This window comes from Pseudonocardia sp. GCM10023141 (assembly GCF_042653605.1).
Genome location: NZ_JBHSIR010000056.1, coordinates 141,949 through 162,951 on the forward strand (window position 1 = coordinate 141,949; position 21,003 = coordinate 162,951).

General features: G+C 71.6%; 21 protein-coding genes. 16 read left to right on the forward strand and 5 right to left on the reverse strand.

Annotated elements, in window-relative coordinates; genetic code table 11:
• Positions 1-23 precede the first annotated feature (23 nt).
• Together ACFPFQ_RS32575 and ACFPFQ_RS32580 are read left to right on the forward strand one after the other, a co-directional pair.
• Positions 24-902: a carbohydrate ABC transporter permease gene (locus ACFPFQ_RS32575; RefSeq protein WP_379625773.1), complete on the forward strand. Its 879-nt coding sequence runs from the start codon at positions 24-26 to the stop codon at positions 900-902.
• Entirely contained in the window at positions 892-1,818 is a 927-nt protein-coding gene (locus ACFPFQ_RS32580; RefSeq protein ID WP_379625775.1) for a carbohydrate ABC transporter permease, read from the forward strand. Before ACFPFQ_RS32575 ends, ACFPFQ_RS32580 begins: the two co-directional genes overlap by 11 nt.
• On the opposite strand, the gene ACFPFQ_RS32585 is transcribed toward ACFPFQ_RS32580, so the two are convergent.
• Positions 1,793-2,686 (reverse strand): hypothetical protein, encoded by an 894-nt coding sequence (locus ACFPFQ_RS32585; protein ID WP_379625777.1) that lies wholly within the window; start codon positions 2,684-2,686, stop codon positions 1,793-1,795. The genes ACFPFQ_RS32580 and ACFPFQ_RS32585 overlap by 26 nt on opposite strands.
• A 334-nt stretch (positions 2,687-3,020) precedes the next feature.
• Here ACFPFQ_RS32585 and ACFPFQ_RS32590 point away from each other — a divergent pair, with 334 nt between their 5' ends.
• A complete protein-coding gene (locus ACFPFQ_RS32590; RefSeq protein ID WP_379625779.1) occupies positions 3,021-3,557 on the forward strand; it encodes a hypothetical protein in 537 nt (178 codons plus the stop codon).
• A 5-nt stretch (positions 3,558-3,562) separates the two neighbouring features.
• On the opposite strand, the gene ACFPFQ_RS32595 is transcribed toward ACFPFQ_RS32590, so the two are convergent.
• A complete protein-coding gene (locus tag ACFPFQ_RS32595) occupies positions 3,563-5,161 on the reverse strand; it encodes an HNH endonuclease signature motif containing protein (protein ID WP_379625781.1) in 1,599 nt (532 codons plus the stop codon).
• 347 nt (positions 5,162-5,508) lie between these two features.
• Here ACFPFQ_RS32595 and ACFPFQ_RS32600 point away from each other — a divergent pair, with 347 nt between their 5' ends.
• Entirely contained in the window at positions 5,509-6,222 is a 714-nt protein-coding gene (locus tag ACFPFQ_RS32600; protein ID WP_379625783.1) for an SDR family NAD(P)-dependent oxidoreductase, read from the forward strand.
• 1 nt (position 6,223) lies between these two features.
• On the forward strand, positions 6,224-6,451 hold the full coding sequence (locus tag ACFPFQ_RS32605; protein ID WP_379625785.1) for a tautomerase family protein: 228 nt from the start codon (positions 6,224-6,226) through the stop codon (positions 6,449-6,451).
• Here ACFPFQ_RS32605 and ACFPFQ_RS32610 read toward each other — a convergent pair.
• Positions 6,372-7,286: a LysR family transcriptional regulator gene (locus tag ACFPFQ_RS32610; RefSeq protein WP_379625787.1), complete on the reverse strand. Its 915-nt coding sequence runs from the start codon at positions 7,284-7,286 to the stop codon at positions 6,372-6,374. The two genes, ACFPFQ_RS32605 and ACFPFQ_RS32610, sit on opposite strands and share 80 nt — an antisense overlap.
• 41 nt (positions 7,287-7,327) lie before the next feature.
• Between ACFPFQ_RS32610 and ACFPFQ_RS32615 the strand changes: the two genes are divergently transcribed.
• Complete coding sequence (locus ACFPFQ_RS32615; protein ID WP_379625789.1) at positions 7,328-8,359, forward strand: nitronate monooxygenase; 1,032 nt, start codon at positions 7,328-7,330, stop codon at positions 8,357-8,359.
• 12 nt (positions 8,360-8,371) lie between these two features.
• A complete protein-coding gene (locus ACFPFQ_RS32620) occupies positions 8,372-8,896 on the forward strand; it encodes a YybH family protein (RefSeq protein ID WP_379625791.1) in 525 nt (174 codons plus the stop codon).
• Position 8,897: 1 nt separating this feature from the next.
• On the opposite strand, the gene ACFPFQ_RS32625 is transcribed toward ACFPFQ_RS32620, so the two are convergent.
• Entirely contained in the window at positions 8,898-10,130 is a 1,233-nt protein-coding gene (locus ACFPFQ_RS32625) for an MFS transporter (RefSeq protein ID WP_379625793.1), read from the reverse strand.
• Positions 10,131-10,223: 93 nt separating this feature from the next.
• Here ACFPFQ_RS32625 and ACFPFQ_RS32630 point away from each other — a divergent pair, with 93 nt between their 5' ends.
• Positions 10,224-11,126 (forward strand): LysR family transcriptional regulator, encoded by a 903-nt coding sequence (locus ACFPFQ_RS32630; protein WP_379625795.1) that lies wholly within the window; start codon positions 10,224-10,226, stop codon positions 11,124-11,126.
• Between the two features lie 174 nt (positions 11,127-11,300).
• On the opposite strand, the gene ACFPFQ_RS32635 is transcribed toward ACFPFQ_RS32630, so the two are convergent.
• The gene (locus tag ACFPFQ_RS32635) at positions 11,301-11,900 is read right to left on the reverse strand and encodes a TetR/AcrR family transcriptional regulator (RefSeq protein ID WP_379625797.1); all 600 of its coding nucleotides are present in this window, start codon (positions 11,898-11,900) and stop codon (positions 11,301-11,303) included.
• 79 nt (positions 11,901-11,979) lie between these two features.
• Between ACFPFQ_RS32635 and ACFPFQ_RS32640 the strand changes: the two genes are divergently transcribed.
• The 8 genes from ACFPFQ_RS32640 to ACFPFQ_RS32675 all read left to right on the forward strand — a co-directional run bounded on the left by ACFPFQ_RS32640 (position 11,980) and on the right by ACFPFQ_RS32675 (position 21,003).
• A complete protein-coding gene (locus ACFPFQ_RS32640; protein ID WP_379625799.1) occupies positions 11,980-13,512 on the forward strand; it encodes a class I adenylate-forming enzyme family protein in 1,533 nt (510 codons plus the stop codon).
• A complete protein-coding gene (locus tag ACFPFQ_RS32645) occupies positions 13,499-14,293 on the forward strand; it encodes an MBL fold metallo-hydrolase (RefSeq protein WP_379625800.1) in 795 nt (264 codons plus the stop codon). The genes ACFPFQ_RS32640 and ACFPFQ_RS32645 overlap by 14 nt, the downstream gene beginning before the upstream one ends.
• Before the next feature lie 11 nt (positions 14,294-14,304).
• Entirely contained in the window at positions 14,305-15,069 is a 765-nt protein-coding gene (locus tag ACFPFQ_RS32650; RefSeq protein ID WP_379625802.1) for an SDR family NAD(P)-dependent oxidoreductase, read from the forward strand.
• Entirely contained in the window at positions 15,047-17,410 is a 2,364-nt protein-coding gene (locus ACFPFQ_RS32655; RefSeq protein ID WP_379625804.1) for a xanthine dehydrogenase family protein molybdopterin-binding subunit, read from the forward strand. Before ACFPFQ_RS32650 ends, ACFPFQ_RS32655 begins: the two co-directional genes overlap by 23 nt.
• The gene (locus ACFPFQ_RS32660; RefSeq protein ID WP_379625806.1) at positions 17,407-18,213 is read left to right on the forward strand and encodes an FAD binding domain-containing protein; all 807 of its coding nucleotides are present in this window, start codon (positions 17,407-17,409) and stop codon (positions 18,211-18,213) included. The genes ACFPFQ_RS32655 and ACFPFQ_RS32660 overlap by 4 nt, the downstream gene beginning before the upstream one ends.
• Before the next feature lie 9 nt (positions 18,214-18,222).
• A complete protein-coding gene (locus tag ACFPFQ_RS32665; RefSeq protein WP_379625808.1) occupies positions 18,223-18,696 on the forward strand; it encodes a (2Fe-2S)-binding protein in 474 nt (157 codons plus the stop codon).
• Positions 18,697-18,861: 165 nt separating this feature from the next.
• Positions 18,862-19,635, forward strand: coding sequence for a universal stress protein (locus ACFPFQ_RS32670; RefSeq protein ID WP_379625810.1), 774 nt, complete (start codon positions 18,862-18,864; stop codon positions 19,633-19,635).
• Positions 19,636-19,647: 12 nt separating this feature from the next.
• Positions 19,648-21,003 (forward strand): hypothetical protein, encoded by a 1,356-nt coding sequence (locus ACFPFQ_RS32675; protein WP_379625812.1) that lies wholly within the window; start codon positions 19,648-19,650, stop codon positions 21,001-21,003.

Genomic DNA, 21,003 nt, shown 5'->3' on the forward strand with positions numbered 1-21,003 from the left:
GGACCCAGGAGGCAGGACCCGCCATGTTCCGCCGATCGCAGCGCAGGATCATCCTTCCGCTCCTGCTCCCGGCGTCCTTGCTGCTGGCGGTGTTCTTCCTCTACCCGCTCGCCCGCACGGTCGTGCTCTCGCTCAACACGTTCACGCGGACCGGCCGGTCGACCTTCGCGGGGCTCACGCAGTACGGCGACCTGCTCGGCGACGAGCGCTTCCTGCATTCGCTGGGCAACGCCGTCCTGCTCGCGCTCATCGGCGGCTGCATGCTGTTCCCGCCGGCCATCGCCATCGCCTGGGCGATGTATCAGCGGCTGCACGGTGAGCGCGTCTTCCGGTTCCTCATCTTCGCGCCGGTCGTGCTCTCGGTGGCCGTCGTCGCGTTGATGTGGAAGTTCATCCTGCATCCCACCCTCGGGCTGGTGAACCCGGCCTTCGCCGCGCTCGGCCTCGGTGATCTCGTGCCGGTGCTGCTCGGCGATCCTCGGACGGCGCTGGCGGCGGTGGCCTTCACGGCGGTGTGGCACGGGATCGGGATCTGGATCGTGCTGATCTCCTCGGGCTTCTCGCGCATGCCGGCCGATGTGCTCGAAGCGGGCCGCCTCGACGGCGCGGGCGAATGGACCCTGTTCGCCCGCATCATGCTGCCGATGATGCGCGAGCTGTTCCGCACGCTCATCGTGCTGTGGGTGGTGCAGAGCCTCCAGGCCTTCGCCTTCGTCTACATCATGACCGGCGGCGGGCCCTTCTTCTCGACCGACATCCCGGCCACCGTCATGTACCGCACGGCGTTCGAGAACGCCGATTTCGGAGCCGCGGCGGCGATGGGCGTGGTGGTCGTCGTGCTGCTGCTCCTCGTTGCCCTCGGCCTCAACACCCTGCTGAAGCGAGACAGCGTTGAGTACTGACATCGACAGCGACATCGACCTGGGGCCCGCGGCCGAAGGCACCGTCCGGGACGCCCCGCCGCGGCGTCCACGCGGCGATCGGACCCGGTTCCGTCCCTTCCACCTGTACTTCTACCTGCTGATGGGGGCCTGCGCGTTCTCCGCGGTCGGCGCGTTCGTCTGGGTCGTCAACGTCTCGCTCAAGACCAACGTCGAGTTCATCGGCAGCCCGCCGTTCTCGGTGACACGGTCCTGGCAGTTCGGGAACTACGCCGCGGCCTGGGAGGCCGGCGGGGTGGGCACCTACTTCGGCAACAGCGTCCTGGTCTCCGTGACCGCGACCGCGCTCGGGGTGTTCCTCGCCGTGCTGGCCGCCTACCCGCTGGCCCGGATCCGGTTCCGCGGCAGCAACGTGGTGCTGGGCGTGTTCCTGATGGGGCTGATGGTGCCGTGGATGGTGACCTTCATCCCGCTGTACCTGACGCTGCAGGACCTGGGGCTCCTCGACAGCAGGCTGGGCCTGATCCTCGTCTACGCCACCTACAACCTGCCGTTCAACATCTTCGTGATGGTCGGGTTCATGCGCACCCTGCCGGTGGAGCTGGAGGAGGCGGCCGCCGTCGACGGTGCCGGACCGGCCGCCACGTTCTTCCGGGTGATCCTGCCGCTGCTCGGCCCGGGCGTCGCCTCGATCACGATCATCAGCTTCCTGAACAACTGGAACGAGTTCTTCTACGCGCTGGTGCTCGTCCACACCAGGGACCGGATGACCCTGCCCGTCGGGCTCTGGCAGCTGAGTCAGGCGGCCACCTACGGCAGCAACTGGGTCACCCTCTTCGCGGCGATCATGATCGCCGTCATCCCGGTGCTGTTCGTGTTCGCGTTCCTGCAGCGGCGGATCACCGCAGGGCTCACCGCCGGAGCGGTGAAGGGCTGAGCGCGCCCCGCTTAGCCTCGACGTCGGCGCGCCACTGCCGCCACCCGGTGAAGTTGCCGCTGCCGGGTGCGGCCGGGGTGGCCACGTGCTCGAACGGGGACAGGTGCGGTGCCGAACCCTCGCCGGGGTCGAGCAGCCGCTCGCACAGCCGCAGGTCGGCTTCGAGCGACGGGCCGGCGCCCACCACGCGGTCACCGGTCGGCGTGAAGTAGGAGACCCGCGCGCTGCGCGCCGCCGCGACGGCCCGCACCTGGTCGGGCGCGAGCACGTCGCGCTCGGCGGGGGTGATGAACGGCGTGTGCCACTCGCCGCTCGCGACGGTTCGGGGGGCGGAGCCGGTCAGTGCGTCCCGCATCGCCACGGCCGCGTCGTAGATCGGCAGGTACGCCAGCGGAGCGCCGGTGTCGTCGGTGGCGAGACGTTGTTCGAAGAAGTTGTTCCACTCGGTGCCGGAGATGACCACGGTGTGCATCAGGTACGGCTCGAGGATCCGGTTGACCTCCTGCTTGTGCACGCCGAGCTCGAGCCCGGCGCGCGCCTGGCGCACCGCGATCTCGACGCTCTGCGTCCACCACGCGAGCACGTCGGTCCACTGTGGAGAGCCCGGCTCGATGAACTCGTGCGCGTTCATCCCCGGCTTGTTCACCGAGAACGCGCGCGGCACGTACGGCGAACGCTGGACGTACTCGATCATCCGCTCGACCGGGACGGCACGCGAGGACGCGGAGTTGCGGCTGAAGGCGCGGTGGGTGTTGAGCTCGGCCAGCGCGGAGCGCGGCAGCGTCACGACCATCGTGGTCAGCCGGTCGCCCGTCTCGTTGACCGAATCTGCGACGACCTTCGCGTCGACCTGCGTGACCTCGGGCAACTCCGACACTCCTTCATTCCTGTTCGCCGATCCTCGGCGCACGGCACGCCTGCACGGTAGCCGGGTGAGGGAGCGCGTCAGTCGACGGCCTTCTCCAACTCGGCCTTGCTCATCGTCGAGCGTCCGGCGATGTGCTGGCGCTTGGCGTCCTCGTAGAGCTGCGCCTTGGTGCGGCGATCTCCTCGGCCCTGCTCTCGGACTCACCGCGGTCCCGCGCGGAGTCCTTGATGTGCTCGTGCTGGCGTTCACGCTTCTTGTTCGACCCTGCGGGCTACCCCGTTGCAGCGCCCCGTATTCGGGCGACGTGCGGCCCCCTCCGTGCTCGAATGCAGGTGTGCGGGTCGAGTTCTGGAAGCGCGCGGACGGCGGTTCGCTCGCGATCATCGATCGTGGCGACGGCGTGCGCCTGCAGCTGCGTTCCTACGACCGGGTCGGCGCGGTGCCCCACGACGCCGTACACCTCATCGGCGAGCGTGCGCTGGGGCTGGAGCAGGGGCTGTGGGGGTCGATCGCCGCCGGCGCGCTGTTCGACAGCATCGAGGTCGTCGAGGGCAGGCTGCGCCACGATCGCCGGCAGCGGTCGGAGGAGGTCCGCCGCCAGAACGCGGAGCACCTCCGCACCGCCGAGACGGTGGTCGGCGTCCTGCAGTCGTGCATCGACTGCGACGGTCTCACCACGAAGAAGCGCCTCGACGAGGCGTGGGGGATCACGAGCACCGGCTCGAGCCCGTTCTCTCCGGAGCAGGCCGGCGGTGCGGTCGACGAGCTGCGAACGCTCCGTGCGGCCTGGAAGGTCCTTGTGCCGGGCGAGCGCGGGCCGGTCTTCGCGTGGCCTGTGGCCACCAGGGCTGGGCGGGGTCGACGGCGCTGACGCACTCAGGCGGCCCGCCGTAGATGGGTGGCCGGATTCCTGCGCGGGACCTGCTGCGGGTCGATCCATGCCGGTGGGATGAACTCGGGTAGCCCGTCGCGGATGCGGATGATCCACTCGCTGTCGTGTTGCAGGCGGTGATGCGCCTTGCAGAGCAGGACGCAGTTGTCGAGGCTGGTGGGTCCGCCGTGTTCCCAGTAGCGAAGGTGGTGGCCGTCGCACCAGGAGGGTGGTCGGTCGCAGCCGGGCCAGGCGCAGCCCTGATCGCGGATGATCAACGCTTTGCGGATGGCGTCGGGGATGGTGCGGGTCGACTGGCCGATGTCGAGCAACTGGCGGCTGCCGCCCAGGACGGTCGGGATGATCCCGGAGTCGCAGGCCAGCATGCGGAGTTCCTTCGGGCTGAGTGCGCCGCCGAACTCGAGCATCGCGGCCCGGGCCCGGTTCTCCAGGTCCTGCAGCGCGATGGTGACGTTGAGGTGGGGTCGGTGCCCGCCGCGGTGGGGGACGTCGCCGTGGTCGAGGACGAACCCGCAGATATCGGCGAGCGCGTCGGCCTGGCGTTGTCCGATGGTGCGCGAGTCTTCCTTGCCGAGGGGCTTGGACTTGGCGTCGAGCAGGGCGGCGATGGTGGCGAACTTCAGGGCGCTGTCGAAGCGCCCCGCGATGGTGCCACCGGATCCGTTCTTGTTCGGGCGGATCTGCAGGTCATCGACGGGTTGCGGGTCGCGGTCGTCGGGTTCGGGGCCGTCCTGGTCGAGGAGGTTGATCAGGTCGGTGCCGTGGCGGAACAACCGGTCCGGCGTGGTCTCGGCGGCAGTGCTTGCGAGTTCGGCTTCGACGACGGCGAGGTCGTCAGGACTGATCCGCGACGCGGCCGAGCTGGCGAGCACCTTGGCGATGACTTCGACGTGGCGCAGCGTCACCGCTCCGGCGTGGAACGCCTCTGCGGTGGCGGGTAACAGTGCCGGCAGCTCGGCGCCATCGAGCGCGACGCGCGGGCAGATCTGCTCGACGGCCACCGAATGGCGTCGCGCCTCAGCCCACTCGAACCCGAGCTGATCCACCAGCGCCCGGTTCACCGACTTGTAGCCGCGCTCGACGAACGCGCCCCGCCGCTGCAGCTCGGCCACGGTGTCGACCGTCAGCACGGTCAGCTGACGACCGACCCCTTCACCCGACCCGCAAGGCGGCAAGCCGCTCGTCATCGCTGCCGTGCTCAGCCACGGATCGCAGCGCAACGGTCGCCTCACGAAGAAGGCGGTGCGCATCGGCGACGGTAGCGCGGGACATGACCCCATCATACTCGAACACATGTTCGACATCCAGTGTTTCGGGAGGTATTTCTGCAGCTCAGAGCTGTTGTGCGCGTCGTATTGGCCGTGCGCGCGCAGCGCGCACACCGGGGGCAGAGTGCCCTCCCGGAGACCTGCCCCGCCGGCGAGGCGGCGGTAAAGCCGGGGCACGCGATCGACCGCATCTGACCGGCGGCAAAAGCCGGGGTACGCCACCCAACGCGACCCGAAAGACCCGTAAATCCACGCACCCCGCGGACCCCAACTCGCGGGCCGATCCGTCGCAACTCGCGGGCCGATCCGTCGCAACTCGCGGTGCGTTCTGTCCCGACTCGCGTCCTGACCTGCACCATAGCCGGCCGCGGAACCCCGCCTCCGTGTCGTGATCGCGAGACCACCGTGTCGAGATCGCGAAATAACCGTGCCCGGATGGCGAAATCATCCAGCAGTCACCGGGTCACCATCACTGCATCGGTGCAGTGGCCACCTCGTTGGCGCCGTCCCGCCAGTCCGCACCGATGCCGCCCGGGCATGGACGGTGCGTGACAGGCATTTCCGCAGCCGCTGGATCGCGCCTACGTTCGAGTCGTCGGGAATCGGAGTGATTCCCGGAGAATCGGTGGCTCGATCAGTCCGGAAGTGAGCGTGAGTTCGTCATGAATGGCCAGATCCAGAAGGTAGCGGTGATCACCGGTGCCTCGCAGGGAATCGGTGCGGGACTCGTCGCAGCTTTTCGCGCTCAGGGATATGCGGTGGTCGCCAATTCGCGGAGCATCAAGCCGTCCGACGACCCGGACGTGCTGGCGGTGCAGGGCGACATCGGGGAGCCGGCCACGGCCGAGCGCATCATCGACGAGGGTGTTGATCGGTTCGGCCGGATCGACACGCTCGTGAACAACGCTGGGGTCTTCATCGCCAAGCCCTTCACCGACTACACGGCCGCCGACTTCGCCGAGAAGGTCGCGATCAACCTCAACGGCTTCTTCGTGGTGACGCAGCGCGCGGTCGCGCGGATGCTCGAGCAGGGCGGTGGGCACATCGTCACCGTGACGACGAGCCTCACCGATCACGCCAACTCGAACGTACCGTCGGTGCTGGCCTCCCTGACCAAGGGCGGTCTCAACGCGGCCACCAAGTCGCTCGCGATCGAGTATGCGGCGCGGGGCATCCGGGCCAACGCGGTCTCGCCCGGCATCGTCAAGACACCGATGCACCCGGTCGCGACGCACGGTGCGCTCGCCGGGCTGCACCCGGTGAACCGGATGGGCGAGATCTCCGACATCGTCTCGGCCGTGATGTACCTGGAGTCTGCGCCGTTCGTGACCGGCGAGATCCTGCACGTCGACGGTGGCCAGAGCGCGGGCCACTGAGATGCCGGTCGTCACCATTCAGGTCACGCGCGAGGGAACCGGTCCGGATCGGGATTCGGTCACCGCGGCGGAGAAGGCGGCGCTGATCAGCGGTGTCACCGAGTTGCTGTCGACGGTGCTGAACAAGGCGCCCGAATCGACGTTCGTCATCATCGACGAGGTCGAGACCGAGAACTGGGGCTGGGGCGGGCTTCCGGTCGAGCAGTTCCGGGCGCAGCGGTCGGGGTAGCGTCCATCGACGCCTCCACGAACCGGCGCAGGAGCGCGTCCTGCCCGTTCGGCAGGAACACGAGCGAGACCGGGATCGACGGCGCGTGGTCCAGCGGCAGGAACTTCACCGCCGGGTGGATGTTGCGGCGCATCGCCACCTCGGGCACCACGCCGATGCCGCGGTCGGCGGCGATGGACTCCAGCCACTCGTCGAAGTTGGTGGTCTCCACGACCTTCTCGGGACCGTGGCCCGCCGGCCACGACCACGGCCCGGTGGTGCCGCTGACGATGTTGACGACGAGCGGCCAGCGGGGGACATCGGCCCAGTCGAGCCGGTCCTGGTCGGCCAGCGCGGAATGGACCGAGCACAGTGCCACCCGCTGCTCGTCGAACAGGTGCACCACGCGCCATGTGGAGGACCGGACCCGGCCGCGCACCAGCGCGACGTCGATCTTGTTCTGTTGGACGGCGGTGAGCGGGTCGTCGCTGCGGACCAGGCTCACCGCGCTGCCCGTGGCCCGCTCGAACCGCGCGACGGCGTCCTGCGCCCACGGGTCGGGCAGCAGCCAGCTGAACCCGAGGCGGAGGCTGACCTGCTCGCGGACGGTGGCGACAGCCCGATCGAGGTCGGTCAGGATGCGCTCGACGTCGCCGAGGAAACGCCGCCCGACCGCCGTCACCTCGACGTGGCGTGAGGAGCGGTCGAGCAGGGTGACGCGCATCGCCGTCTCGAGCTGGCGGATGGTGCGGCTGAGCGCCGGCTGGGTGATCGCGATCTCGGTGGCGGCATGGGTGAACGATTGCAGGCGCGCAACGGCCTCGAACGCGCGCAGATGACGCAGCTCGACGTCCACGGTCGAGAAGGATAGTGGAGCGGAGCAGAGGAGAGATCACGATGCATGCCCTGTTGAGCGCGCTCGGAGCCACCAGCCCGGTGCTCGCCGCACCGATGGCGGGTGGGCCGAGCAGCTCCGACCTGGTGACGGCGGCGGGAGCGGCGGGCAGCGTCGCGTTCGTCGCGGGGGGCTACAAGCCCGTGACGACGCTCGCCGAGCAGATCGCGACGGTCCGGGCGGCGGCGGTCCCGTTCGGGGTGAACCTCTTCGCCCCGCCGCCGATCCCGGTCGACCCGGCGGCCTTCCACCGCTACGCCGAGATCCTGCGCCCGGAGTTCGCCGCGGTAGGTCTCGCCGCTGGGGACGTGGCTATCGTGGAGGACGACGACGGCTGGGCGACCAAGATCGAGCTGCTGGTGTCGGACCCGGTGCCGCTGGTGAGCTTCACCTTCGGCATCCCGGACGCGAGCGTGATCGCGGCGCTGCGGGCGAAGGGCACGGTGCTCGTCCAGACGGTGACCTCGGTGGCGGAGGCGCAGCTCGCCGCGGCCGCCGGCGTCGACGCGCTCGCCGTGCAGGCTTCGGCGGCGGGCGGGCACTCCGGAACGCTCAGCCCCGAGCACCTCCCGGCCGCGACGCCGATCGTCGACCTGATCGCCGAGGTGCGGGCCGCGGTGTCGCTGCCGCTGATCGCGGCGGGCGGGCTCGCGACCCCGGCGGCGATCGCCGAGGTGCTCGGAGCCGGCGCGGCCGGGGCCATGGTCGGCACGGTGCTGCTGCGCGCGGATGAGAGCGGTGCCTCCGCTCCTCACAAGGCGGCGCTGGCCGATGTGGCGCGCGCCGAGACGGTGATCACCAGTGCCTTCACGGGCCGTCCGGCGCGGGCACTGCGCAACGGTTTCACCGACCGCTACACGGTGCTGGCGCCGGCCGGCTATCCGGCGCTGCACCACCTGACCAGCCCGATGCGCAAGGCCGCGGTGGTGGCCGGTGACGTCGAGCGGATCCACCTCTGGGCAGGGACGGGCCACCGCCACGCCACCGCCGAGCCCGTCGGCCAGATCCTGGCCCGGCTGGCCGGGGATCTCTGAGCGGAGACGGCCATGGTGATCGACGTCGTCGACGGCGAGTTCGGTCCCGCCTCGCGCAACCGGCTCGCGGAGATCGCGCGGCCGGACCGGCGCGGGGCGCTCGCGGCGCTGGAGACCTTCTACTTCGCGGTGCACCACCGGGACCTGGGCGCGCTGTCGGCGGTGCTGTCGCAGCACGAGCTGGTCCAGGTCGACGATCCGGTGGGCGGTGTCGTGCGGTCCGCCGCGGCGGTGACGGGGCTGCACCGGCGGATCCTTGCCGGTGGGCTGGGGCTGACCGTGACGCTCGTCGACGCGGTCGCCTACGCCGGCGACGGGGTGGTGGTCTTCGCCGGCCGCGAGATCGGCCGCTACCGCGAACGTGACGGCTGCACCGTCGCATTGACGATCCGCACCACCCGGGCCTTCGGCTACTGCCGCGACGCCGGGTGCTGGCAGCAGCTGCACCACCACGGCAGCATCGACGAGGCGGGCGAGCTGGCCGCCTACCAGCGCGCGGTCGGGTCCTGGTGCGGTGCCGGGCCCACGATCTCGTAGCTCAGGCGCCTGCGCTCATCCGGCGGCTCATCGCGTTGTTCGCCGGGATCGACGCCGCCAGCACGATCGCGGCGAAGCCGATGAGCACCGCCGTGCTGGGCAGCACCGTGAGAGCCACCCCCAGCAGCAGCACCGGAACGGTGAGTCCCGCGTAGGCGATCAGGAACAGCGCGGCGAGCACCTCTCCGCGCTGCGCCGGGGCGGCGAGTGCTGCGGCCGCGGCGATGGCGGAGCGGAACTGGATGCCGACACCCCCGCCGGTGAGCACCCCCGCGACGATGAACAGCGGCAGGCTGGCCGCGATCGGGGCCACGGCCATGGCGATGAGGCCGGCACCGATGAGGAGCGTGGAGAGCCGCAGCTGCAGCCGTGCCGGCAGCCGCATCGTGAGCACCTGAGCGGCAGCGGCCGATCCGAAGGCCGCGAACGTGACGGCGCCCGCGACGAGGCGGGACGGTTCGTGCAGGGTGCCGATGAGGAACGTCGGCGCAAGTGAGGTGAAGAGGCCGAAGATCGCGAACCCGAGGAAGGCCGCGGCACCGGCGGAGAGGAAGGTGCCGCGATCGGTCGGTGGCAGCGCCACCCGCTGGGGGCGGTAGGCGGGCCGCACCTGCGGCCGTTCGACGGTCTCCGGGACGAAGGCGATGGCCGTCGCCGCGACGGCGAGCAGCACCGCGAAGACGACGTAGGGCACGACCAGCGGTGCCGTGACCCACTGCGCGAGCACCCCGGACACCAGCGTGCCGAGACCGAGCCCGCCGAGGTTGGCGAAGCCGGCGACCACCGTGGCGGTGCGGCCGTCCTCGTGCGGTGCGGCGACGGCGCGCAGCTCGCCGATGTGGGCGGTCGCGGTCGCGGTCAGCGCGCCGACGCCCAGGCCGCAGAGCAGCCGCGCCACGAGCAGCCCCGAGACGTCGGGCCACACGAGGAACACCGCCGCTGCGAGCAGCTCGACGAGCACGGACGCCAGCAGCACCCGGCGCCTGCCCATCCAGTCGCTGAGGTGCCCGGCGAGGTAGAGGCTGGCGACGACACCGACGGCGTACGCGGCGAAGACCACCGTGACGACGATCGTCGCGAAGCCGTCGCGGGCCTGGTAGAGCGCGTACAGGGGCGTCGGGACCGTCGAGAACGCCATCACGACGAGGAACGCGGACGCGATCACCCAGGATCCGGTGCGGTGGCGCCGGCTCCGGGTGGCGGTGGTGGGCGGAGCGGTGATCAGTAGTGCCATGCATCGAGACTGCGCCCGCTCATTGATCGAGTCCAACGAACGTTCTTGATGGGTACGATCGACACGGGCGATTGTTGGCGGCATCATGGTGCGATGGACACGCGCCAGCTGGAGTACTTCGTCACGGTGGCGGAGGAGCTCAACTTCACCCGTGCCGCGCGCAGGCTGTTCGCGGTCCAGTCCACCGTGTCGGCGGGGATCCGCTCGCTGGAGCACGACGTCGGCGCGGCGCTCTTCGAGCGCTCGTCCAAGCGGGTCGTGCTCACCTCGGCCGGGGTCGCGCTGCTGCCGGAGGCCCGCGCCGCCATCGAGGCGATCGATCGCGTGCACAACTCCGTGGCGCTCACCAAGGGTGGGATCCGCGGCCGGCTGCGCGTCGGGATCTTCACCGCGCTCGACTTCATGGACCTCCCGGCGGTCTTCGGCGGGTTCCACGAGCGGTACCCGTTCGTCGACCTGCAGCTCGTCGCGTCACCCACCGGCTCCACCGGGCTCGCCGACGACGTCCGGCGGGGCCGTATCGACATGGCGTTCATGGGTCTGCCCCCGGCCGACCTCGCCGGCTTCCACGTGCTCGAGCTCGCCCGCTCGCCCTTCGTCGCCGTGCTCCCGCCGGGTCACCCGCTCGCTGCGCAGCCCGCCGTCGGCCTCGCGGAGCTCGCCGCGCAGCGGTGGGTCGACACGCTGGAAGGGTTCGGCAACCGGATCGCCGTCGACCGCGCCCTCGCGGCGGCCGGCCTCGGCCGGGTCGTCACCACGGAGGTCGCCGACCTCGGCGAGGTGCCGCGGTTCGTCGCCGCGGGTCTCGGCGTCGCCGTGCTCCCCACGATCACCTACCGGGCCGCGCCCGGCGTCGTGGTGCTCCCCGTGACCGACGATGGCCTCGAATGGACGTTCAGCGCCATCAGCAGGCCGACGCCGAGCGTCGCGGTGGCGACGCTGCTCGAGCTCTTCGAGGAGCGGATCAGGGCTTCGGGCGGCGGGGATCCGCGGTGATCTCCGGCCGGTCGCTGTCCGCGACCACGCCGTGATCCGCCCCGACGGCTACATCGGACTGCTGTCCCGAGACGGCCGCGGCGTACCCGAGTACCTAGCCGCCCTGCTGGCCCCGGCCCCGTCGCGCACACCGTCAGGTGCTCGCGCACATCGTTGACGGTGTGCGCCACCCCCTCATGGTGTGCGCGAGCTCGTGTGCCCCGCGATGCGCAGGGCGAAGCGGCTGTACTGGTCGGCTACCGCGGCCACGTCCATCGGCCCGTCCTCCCGGAACCAGCGGGCGATGCTGACGCACATCTCGCGGATCGCGAACGAGGCGAGCGCCGGGGAGTCGACGTGGAACACCCCGGCTGCCGCGCCGTCGCTGATGAGCCGCCGCAGCGCGTGCTCGTGCTCGCGCCTGCGGTCCTGCAGTGCGGAGCGGTCGGGTTCGTCGAGGCTGGCAGTGTCGCGGTTGACGATGATCGCCTCGCGACGGTGGGTGGCGTGGCGGCGCGCGTAGACGAGGGTCGCGCGGCGCAGGCGCTCGGCCGGGTCGGTGACGTCGGCGACGGCGGCGTGGAAGTCGGCGAGGACGCCCGCGGTGGTCCGGTCGACGATCGTGCGCAGCAGCTCCTGCTTGGAGCGCATGTGGTTGTAGAGGCTCGGGGTCCGGACACCGAGCAGCTCGGCGATCTGGCTCAGGGCTGTTCCGTGGTAGCCGTACTGGGCGAAGAGCGTGAGCGCCGCGTCGATGACGGCGTCGGGGTTGACCGTGACGCGGGGTCCTGCCATCCCGGTACTCTAGCTTGCCGGACTAATGAACGTTAGCTAGTGTCCCGCGAACGAGCTTCGGTGAACCTGGGGAGGCGCGGTGCTGCGCACGGACCTGATCCGGACCGTTCCGGACCTGCTGCGCCACCACGCCGAGCTGCGCCCGGCGGCCACGGCCTTCCTCGACGAGCACCGGTCGATCACCTACGGCGAGCTGGACGCGTCGACGGCGCGGCTCGCCGGGCACCTGCAGCGACTCGGCCTCGCGCGCGGCGACCGCGCGCTGATCCTCGTGGACAACCGCGTCGAGGTGGCCGAGGCCTACCTGGCGATCCCGCGGGCGGGTGGCATCGCCGTCTGCGTCAACCCGGCCTCGGCGCCTGCCGAGATCGCGCACGTCCTCGACGACAGCGGTGCTCGGATCGTGCTCACCGACGCGGCGCACCGGGCCACCGTGCAGGCACTCGCCGCGGACGGCCGCCGCATCCTGGTGATCGACGAGGCGCGCTACGCAGAGCTGCTCACCGCGGAGTCCGAGCCGCCGCGGAACTGCCTGGAGCTCGACGATCCCGCGTGGATGCTCTACACCTCCGGTACGACGGGCCGGCCGAAGGGCGTGTACCTGACGCAGCGGGGGTGCCTCTGGGTGGTGGCGGCGTGCTTCGCCCCGATACTCGGACTCGGGCCCGACGACGTCGTGCTCTCACCGCTGCCGCTGTTCCACTCCTACGCGCTGGTGCTCTGCGTGCTGGCGGTGGTCGCGGTCGGTGCCACCGAACGGATCCTGCCGCGCTTCTCCGTGCAGGAGGTGCTCGCGCACCTGCGGGCGGGGACGGCGACGGTGTTCCCCGGCGTCCCGACGATGTTCCAGTACCTGCTCGACCGGCTCGACGGCGAACCGCTCGACGCACCCGGCCTGCGCGTCTGCATGTCGGCGGGCGCGATCATGCCCGCCGCGCTGAACACCGCCTTCGAGTACGCCGCGGGCGTGCCGCTGCTCGACGGCTACGGCATCACCGAGACCTCCACGATGGTCACGATGAACTGGTCGACGGGCGAGCGGGTGCCGGGTTCGTGCGGCCTGCCGCTGCCGGGCCTGACCGTGCGGCTCGTCGACCCCGGCACCGGCGTCGACGCGCTCCCGGGTGCGGAGGGGGAGCTGTGGGTGCAGGGTCCGAACGTGACGCCCGGCTACCACAACCTGCCTGATGCGACGGCCGCCGTGCTCGTCGACGGCTGGTACCGCACCGGTGATCTCGGCCGCCGCGACGAGCACGGCTTCCTGCGGATCAGCGGGCGCACCAAGGAGCTGATCATCCGCGGCGGCGAGAACATCTACCCGGCCGAGGTCGAGGCCGCGATCATGGCGACGGGTGTCGTCAAGGACGCCGCGGTGGTGGCGGCTCCGCACCGCAGCCTCGGCGAGGTGCCGGTGGCGTTCGTCGTCGCACCCGACGGGGTGGACCACAGCGCTCTCCTCGCGGCGTGCGCCGACCGGCTGGCGCCCTACAAGATGCCGGCACAGGTGATCGAGATCGACGCGATCCCGCGCACCGGGTCGGGCAAGATCCTGCGCTTCCGGCTGCAGGAGCAGTTGAGCGGACGGAAGGCGGACTCCGGTGCGGATCGGTGACATCGACATCCAGCCCGTGCTCGACGGCATCGGCCGCGAGCCCGCAGGCGAGGTCCTGACCCGGCCCGGGGTGCCCGACGCGTGGTCCTGCCACGCCGAGCACGTCGAGGACGACGGCTCGCTGCGCTTCGAGCTCGGCGGGTTCCTCATCCGCACCGGCGACCGGGTCGTGCTCGTCGACGCGGGCGTGGGCACCATCGATAACGGGAAATACGCGGGCGGCGGCTTCCTCGACTCGCTGCACGCGCTGGGCGTCGCGCCCGGCGACGTCACCGACGTCCTGCTCACGCACCTGCACTTCGACCACGTCGGCTGGACCACGAAGAAGGGCGCCGTGGTGTTCCCGAACGCCACCTACCACGTCCACGCCGCCGACTGGGCGCACTTCGTCGACGCCCCCGACGCGGACCCGGGCGCGGTCCGCAAGCTCTCCCCGCTGCTGGGGCAGCTCGCACCGTTCACCGCCGACGGGCCGCTCGCCCCCGGCCTCGACGCGCGCCACACCCCGGGCCACACGCCCGGATCCACCGTCTACGTCGTGTCGGCGGGCGCCGAGCGGGCGTTGCTGCTCGGCGACGTCGTGCACTCCGTGGTCGAGCTCGCCGAGCGCGACTGGGAGGCAGTGTTCGACGTCGATCCGGTCGCCGCGCGGGCGGCGCGCAACGCGCTCGCCGACGAGGTCGTCGACGGGCCCGACCTGGTGGTGGGCGCGCACTTCCCCGGGCTGCGCTTCGGTCGCGTCGTCACCACCTCCGGCAACCGCCGGTTCCAGGCTCTCTGAAGGGACGTCCAGTGGATCTCCAGCTCGCGGGCACCACGGTGCTGGTCACGGGTGCCGGGCAGGGGCTCGGGCGCGCGCTCGGCCTCGGCTTCGCCGCCGAGGGTGCGAACGTCGCGTTCCACTTCCACTCCTCGGCCGAGGGCGCCGAGAAGGCGGCAGCGGAGGCCGTCGAGCTGGGGGTGCGGGCGATCGCCGTCGGCGGTGACCTGCGCGACCCGGATGCCGCCGCCGCCGTCGCGGAGCGGGTGGAGACCGAGCTGGGCCCGATCGAGGTGCTGGTGAACAACTCCGCCGCCACCAAGATGCAGCGCTTCCTCGACTCCACACCCGCCGACTGGGCGCCCCAGATCGACGTGACCGTCACCGGCACGCTGGCCATCACCCATGCCGTGGCGACGCGGATGGCGCCGCGCAAGGCGGGCGCGATCATCAACCTGATGGGCGACTCGGGGCGGGTGGGGGAGTCCGGCCTGCTCGTCACGGCCACCGCGCGGTCCACGACCGTCGGGCTGACCCGGTCGCTGGCCAAGGAGCTGGCCCGCTTCGGCATCCGCGCCAACGCCGTGTCGCTCGCGCTGGTGCGCACCGACCGGTTCGAGGAGCACGCAGGCGGTGCAGAGGACGAGCGGATGAAGAAGATCATCGCGCAGTACCCGCTGCGCAGGCTCGGCCATCCCGACGACGTCGTCCCGATGGTGCTGCTGCTGGCCTCGCCGCTGTCGTCGTGGACAACCGGGCAGGTGATCTCGGTCAATGGCGGATACGCAATGGTCTGATGCCGGCAGGCCTGGTGCCGGGGGACCTGATGGCAAGATCGACAGCCTCGGCACCAGCCCGCGCCGCAAGGAGGACACCCGGCTGCTGACCGGGCGCGGCCGGTTCGTCGGTGACCTGCAGCTGCCCCGGATGCGCCACGTCGCCTTCGCCCGCAGCCCGCACGCCCACGCGCAGATCACGCAGGTGGACGCGACCGCCGCCCGCGCCGCCGGGCTGCGCGTGTTCACCGGGGCCGACTTCGCGACCGTGACGCTGCGGGCGCAGTCCGCGCTGCCGTCCTATGTGGAGACCGAGCAGCCGGTGCTCGCGCACGACCGCGTCCGGTTCGCGGGCGAGGCCGTCGCGGCGGTGGTCGCGGCCGACCGCTACCGGGCCGAGGACGGTCTCGAGCTCATCGAGATCGACTACGACCCGCTGCCGCCCACGGTCTGCGCGTGGGATCAGCCCCGCGAGCCGCTGCACGCCGCCGCGCCCGACAACGTGCTGCTGGAACGCACCTTCGACGCCGGCTCCGTCGACGACGCGCTCGCGGGCGCCGCCGTCGTCGTCGAGCGGGAGCTGGTGACCAACCGGCACGCCGGCAACCCGATGGAGTGCCGCGCGGGCGTCGCGATCTGGGAGCCAGCCGATCGCAAGCTGACGTTCTGGAACGGCACGCAGGTGCCGCACCTGGTGCGCAACATGATCGCCGAGCTGCTCGACCTCCCCGAGAGCGGCGTGCGCGTGATCGCGCCGGATGTCGGCGGCGGGTTCGGCGTGAAGGCCGTGATCTACCCCGAGGACGTCGCGCTGTGCATGATCGCGATGGCGATGCCCGGGGTGCCGGTCAAGTGGGTCGAGGACCGCATCGAGCACCTCGCCGCCGCCTGCCACGCGCGGGATCACCGCTACCTGATGACGGCCGGGTTCGCGGCCGACGGGCAGTTGCTCGCTGTGCGCGCCGACATCACCTGCAACGTCGGCGCCTACTCGGTCTACCCCTGGACGGCGGGCATCGAGCCGCTCATGGCGGGCGGTCTGCTCACCGGGCCGTACAAGCTGGAGCACTACCGCGCGACGGTCCGCGGGGTGGCGACCAACACCGCTCCGGCAGGTCCGTACCGGGGGGTCGCGCGGCCCGCGAGCGTCTTCGCGATGGAGGCGGTGCTCGACGCGGGCGCGCGCGAGCTGGGCATGAGCGGCGTCGCGATCCGGCGGCGCAACCTGATCCAGCCGGCGGACATCCCGTACCGGATGCCGTCGCGGCTCGTCGACGACTCCGGCCACTACGACGAGTGCCTGACCAAGGCCCTCGACGCCGCGGGCTACGACGCGCTGCTCGCCGAGCAGGCCCGTCGCCGCGGCACCGACGAGCCGCCGATCGGGATCGGGATGGCCTGCTACAACGAGCTGACGGGGCTGGGCCGGGCCGCCAGCGCCGGCCCGCGGATGCCGTTCCGCACCGGGCACGAGGCGTGCACGGTGCGGATCAACCCGGACGGGCGGGCGTCGGTGATCTCCGGCGTCACGTCGCAGGGGCAGGGCTGGGAGACCACGCTCGCCCAGATCGTCGCCGACGGCCTGGGCATCGGCTTCGACGACGTGGACGTCCGCTTCGGCGACACCGACGACGCGCTGTGGGGCTTCGGCGCGTTCTCCTCGCGCCAGGCCGTGATCGGCGGGGGAGCCGCGCACCGCACGGCCGTCGCCGTCAAGGAGCAGGTGCTGGCGCTCGCCGCCGGGCTGCTCGAGGCCAACCCGGCCGACCTGCGCATCGCGGGCGGGCGGATCGGCGTGATCGGCGAGCCGAAACCGCGGCTGACCATCGCCGAGGTCGCGCGGGTGGCCTACCTCGAGTCGAACCGGCTGCCGGAAGGCATCGAGCCGGGCCTCACGGCCACCCGGTTCTACGACCCGATCCGGGGGGCGTTCGCCGCCGGTGCGCAGGTGGCGGCCATCGAGATCGACCGGGCCACCGGCGCGCTGCGGATCCTGAAGTACGTGTGCGTGGAGGACGCCGGTCGCGCGCTGCACCCGCAGATCGTCGACGGGCAGATCGCCGGCGCGATCGCGCAGGGCATCGGCGGCGCCCTCTACGAGCACCTCGTCTACGACGAGGACGGCAACCTCGTCACCGGCACGCTGCTGGACTACCTGATGCCGACCAGCGCGGAGGTCCCCGAAATGGTCATCTCCCACGTCGAGCGGCCCGCGGCCAACCCGCTGGGTGTCCGCGGTGTGGGGGAGGGCGGCACGCTCGGGCCGAACGCGGTGCTCGCCGGTGCGGTGGCCGACGCGCTCGGCATCGAGATCACCACCCTGCCGATCACGCCCGAGGCGATCTGGGGTGCCCTCTCGTGAAGTGCGCTCCCTTCGAGTACGTCCGCGCCGGGAGCGTCGACGACGTGGTGGCCGCGCTCGCCGGCGCCGAGGGCGACGGCAAGATCCTCGCGGGCGGCCAGAGCCTCGTGCCGCTGCTCGCACTGCGGCTCGCCCAGCCGACCGTGCTCGTCGACGTCAACCGGATCCCCGACCTCGCACAGGTGCGCGCCGACGGCGACGCCGTGGAGGTCGGCGCGCTGGTCCGCCACAGCGCTCTGCTCACCCAGACCGCGCACCCGCTGCTGGCCGCGGCCGCGCGCTGGATCGGGCACACCGCGATCCGGTCGCGCGGCACCGCGGGCGGCAGCGTCGCGCACGCCGACCCGGCCGCCGAGCTGCCGGTGGTGGCGATCGGCACCGGCGCCACCGTCACGGTCGCCGGACCCGACGGCATCCGGACGATCGACGCCGCGGACCTGTTCGTCAGCGCGCTGGTCACCTCGCTCGGCGAGGAGGAGATGATCACGTCGATCCGCTTCCCGCTGCCGCAGCGCTGGGGCTTCGCCGAGTTCGCGCGGCGTGCGGGCGACTTCGCGCTGGTCACGGCGCTGGTTGCGGAGATCGACGGGGTCGTCCGCATCGCCGTCGGCGGCACGGCGCCCGTGCCCGTCCGGGCGACGGCGGGGGAGCAGGTGCTCGCTGACGGCGGCACCGCGGCGGAGGCGGCCACCGCGGCCGCCGCCGACCTGCGCCCGACCGCAGACCTGCACGGCTCGGCCCGCTACCGGCAGGCGCTGGCCGCCGAGATGATCCGTCGCGCGCTCGCGCAGGCCGGGATCTGAGAGGACACCGTGGAGATCACGATCACCATCAACGGCGAGCCGACGCCGCTGTCGGTCGAGCCCCGCCACACCCTGGCCGACACCCTGCGCGAGAACTGCGGGCTCACCGGCACCCACCTCGGCTGCGAGCACGGCGTCTGCGGTGCCTGCACGGTGCTGGTGGACGGCGAGCCGGTCCGCGCGTGCCTGATGTTCGCGGTGCAGGCCGACGGCGCGGCGGTCACCACCGTGGAAGGCCTCGCCGGAGCGGACGGCGCGCTGCACCCGCTGCAGGAGGCCTTCGGCGCGCACCACGGCCTGCAGTGCGGCTTCTGCACGCCGGGCATGTTGCTCACCGCCGCCCACCTGCTGGAACAGGAACCGGATCCCGATCGCGCGACGATCCGGGAGGGCATGTCGGGCAACATCTGCCGCTGCACCGGCTACCAGGGCATCGTCGACGCGGTCGAGGCGGCGGCCGCGGTGTTGCGCGGTTCGGCGTGATCCGACTCCACCGCATGGGTGTCCTCCGCATGGGGCATTCGGGCGAATAACGATCACGTAACGCGGCGGCCGTCACCTGGGCCGGTGATGAGACGTTGAGCACAACAGGCCACCGCGTACGTCCGCGATGTGGGCCGCCCGTGCCGACGAGGGGACGCCACGCCGATGGACAGCTATCCGCGGGTGCTGGTGGGCACCGACGGCTCCCCGGATGCGGTGGCGGCGGTGCACCTCGGCGCCACCGTCGCGGGCCTCCTCGCCGTGCCGCTGGCGATCGTGCACGCCGTCGAGGACGTCGAGCGCGATAGCCACGACGGCGACCTGCTGCTGCAGGAGGCCGCCGCGGTGGCCGCGGCCGCGGGCGCCCCGGACGTGAGCACCCTCCTGGCCGAGGGCAAGGCACCGCAGGCCCTGCTCGCACTGGCCGACGAGGAACCCGAGCAGCTGGTCGTCGTCGGCGCGGCCGGCCTGGCCAGCACCACCAGCAGGCTCGCCGGCAGCACGTCCAACCGGCTCACCCACCACAGCCGCGCCGACGTCCTGTTCGTCAGGGCGCCGCTGCCGCAGGCGTGGAACTTCGTCGCGCTCGCCACCGACGGGTCGACCACGTCGTATGAGGCGGTGCGCCACGGCCTGCGCCTCGCCCACGCGCTGGACGCCACCCCGCGCCTGATCACGGCCGCGCGGAGCCAGGAGGCAGGCGACGACGTGCTCGCGGCCGCGGCGGCCGGAATGGGCCTCGACGGCGACGTCGAGCGCGAGGTCCTCGTCGACCCGCAGTCGGCGAGCGCGATCGTCAACGCGGGCTGGAAGTACGAGCTGCTGGCGATCGGCAACCGCGGGATGAGCGGACCGAGCCGGCTGCTGGGGTCGATCGCCAACACGGTCACCCACGAGCTCCGGACCAACCTGTTGCTGGTCAACACCACTCGCGGCTGAACGGGGACGACGATGTCCGTTGTTGTGCAGGCCTCGGGGCTGATCGACTGGGAGGAGCTCACCGGCCAGTCGAAGCTGGTGATCGACCTCGTCAGCATCCCGATCTTCAGTGCGCTGGCGGGGTTGCTGACCAACTGGACGGGCGTGCTGATGATGTTCGCGCCCGTCCGGTTCACCGGGTTCTACGTGCCGGGGCTCAAGACGCTGTTCCCGTTCCTGCCGCGCAAGCTGCAGATCCTGCCGACGTTCGCGCCCGGCGGGATCCTCGGCTTCCAGGGGTTCATCCCGGCCCGCGCGGAGAAGATGGCGAGCCTCATGGTGGACAAGGCCATCACCAAGATCGGCAGCGTCCACGACTTCTACCGCGAGCTCGAACCGGACGCCATCGCCGCGCACCTGGCCGCCGCCGGGCAGGAGCTGTTCCGGCCGCTGGTGGCCGACCTGATGCAGCGCGAGCACCCGCAGCTGTGGCGCGACCTCTCCCCGCACATGAAGGAGCTCGTGCACCGCCAGGTGGAGGCGAAGATCCCGGAGATCGCCCGCACCGCGCTGCACCGCATCGGCGACAACGTCGATCAGCTGGTGGACGTCAAGCTGCTGGCCGTCGGGCACCTGCGCCGCCACCCCGAGCTGCTCAAGGACATCTTCTACGGGATGGGCGCCCCGGAGCTGCGGTTCATGGTGCGCAGCGGCGTGCTCGGGGCGCCGATCGGCTTCCTGCTCGCGGTGTACCTGCAGGTGCACGAGCACTTCTTCCTGCTCTCGTGGATCCCGTCGTGGGTCATCGTGCTGCTCGGGGCGTCCCTCATCGGCATCGCGGTCAACGTCATCGCCATCAAGGTCGTGTTCACCCCCGGCGAGCCGCAGCCGCGCTACAAGTACCCGTGGAAGCACGCGAAGCTCGCCAAGCGCCAGCCGCAGGCCGCCGCCGACCTCGGCCACGCGTTCGCCTACCAGGTGATCACGATGCCCAACGTGACGCACGAGCTGCTGGCCGGGCCGCGCGGCGACCGCACCACGGTGGTCATCCAGGACGTGCTGTCCAAGGAGATCGGCGTCATACTCGGGCCGATCACGTCGATGGTGCGCGTGGCCGTCGGGGCGTCGGAGTTCGACGCGATCCAGGCCGGTGCGGGCACCGCGGTGCTGCAGGTGGCCCCGGGCGTCGTGCAGGACGCGGCGTTCAGCAAGGTGCAGGCGGAGAAGATCGACCGGTTCTGCACCGAGAAGCTGCGCGCGTTGCCTCCTGGCCAGTTCATGGACATGCTCTACTCCGCGATCGAGCAGGACGCCTGGTTGCTCTACGCCCACGGCGGGCTGCTGGGCATCGCCGTCGGCGTGGCCCACCTCATCCTGTTCGGAGCCTGA

What these genes read in the sequence shown, in the direction of transcription:
- ACFPFQ_RS32675 (WP_379625812.1), top strand. Translation starts at nt 19,648, where the DNA reads ATGTCCGTTGTTGTGCAGGCCTCGGGGCTGATCGACTGGGAGGAGCTC.
- ACFPFQ_RS32630 (WP_379625795.1), top strand. Translation starts at nt 10,224, where the DNA reads ATGGACACGCGCCAGCTGGAGTACTTCGTCACGGTGGCGGAGGAGCTC.
- ACFPFQ_RS32625 (WP_379625793.1), bottom strand. Translation starts at nt 10,130, where the DNA reads ATGGCACTACTGATCACCGCTCCGCCCACCACCGCCACCCGGAGCCGG.
- ACFPFQ_RS32670 (WP_379625810.1), top strand. Translation starts at nt 18,862, where the DNA reads ATGGACAGCTATCCGCGGGTGCTGGTGGGCACCGACGGCTCCCCGGAT.
- ACFPFQ_RS32635 (WP_379625797.1), bottom strand. Translation starts at nt 11,900, where the DNA reads ATGGCAGGACCCCGCGTCACGGTCAACCCCGACGCCGTCATCGACGCG.
- ACFPFQ_RS32605 (WP_379625785.1), top strand. Translation starts at nt 6,224, where the DNA reads ATGCCGGTCGTCACCATTCAGGTCACGCGCGAGGGAACCGGTCCGGAT.
- ACFPFQ_RS32620 (WP_379625791.1), top strand. Translation starts at nt 8,372, where the DNA reads ATGGTGATCGACGTCGTCGACGGCGAGTTCGGTCCCGCCTCGCGCAAC.
- ACFPFQ_RS32655 (WP_379625804.1), top strand. Translation starts at nt 15,047, where the DNA reads ATGGCGGATACGCAATGGTCTGATGCCGGCAGGCCTGGTGCCGGGGGA.
- ACFPFQ_RS32600 (WP_379625783.1), top strand. Translation starts at nt 5,509, where the DNA reads ATGAATGGCCAGATCCAGAAGGTAGCGGTGATCACCGGTGCCTCGCAG.
- ACFPFQ_RS32615 (WP_379625789.1), top strand. Translation starts at nt 7,328, where the DNA reads ATGCATGCCCTGTTGAGCGCGCTCGGAGCCACCAGCCCGGTGCTCGCC.
- ACFPFQ_RS32575 (WP_379625773.1), top strand. Translation starts at nt 24, where the DNA reads ATGTTCCGCCGATCGCAGCGCAGGATCATCCTTCCGCTCCTGCTCCCG.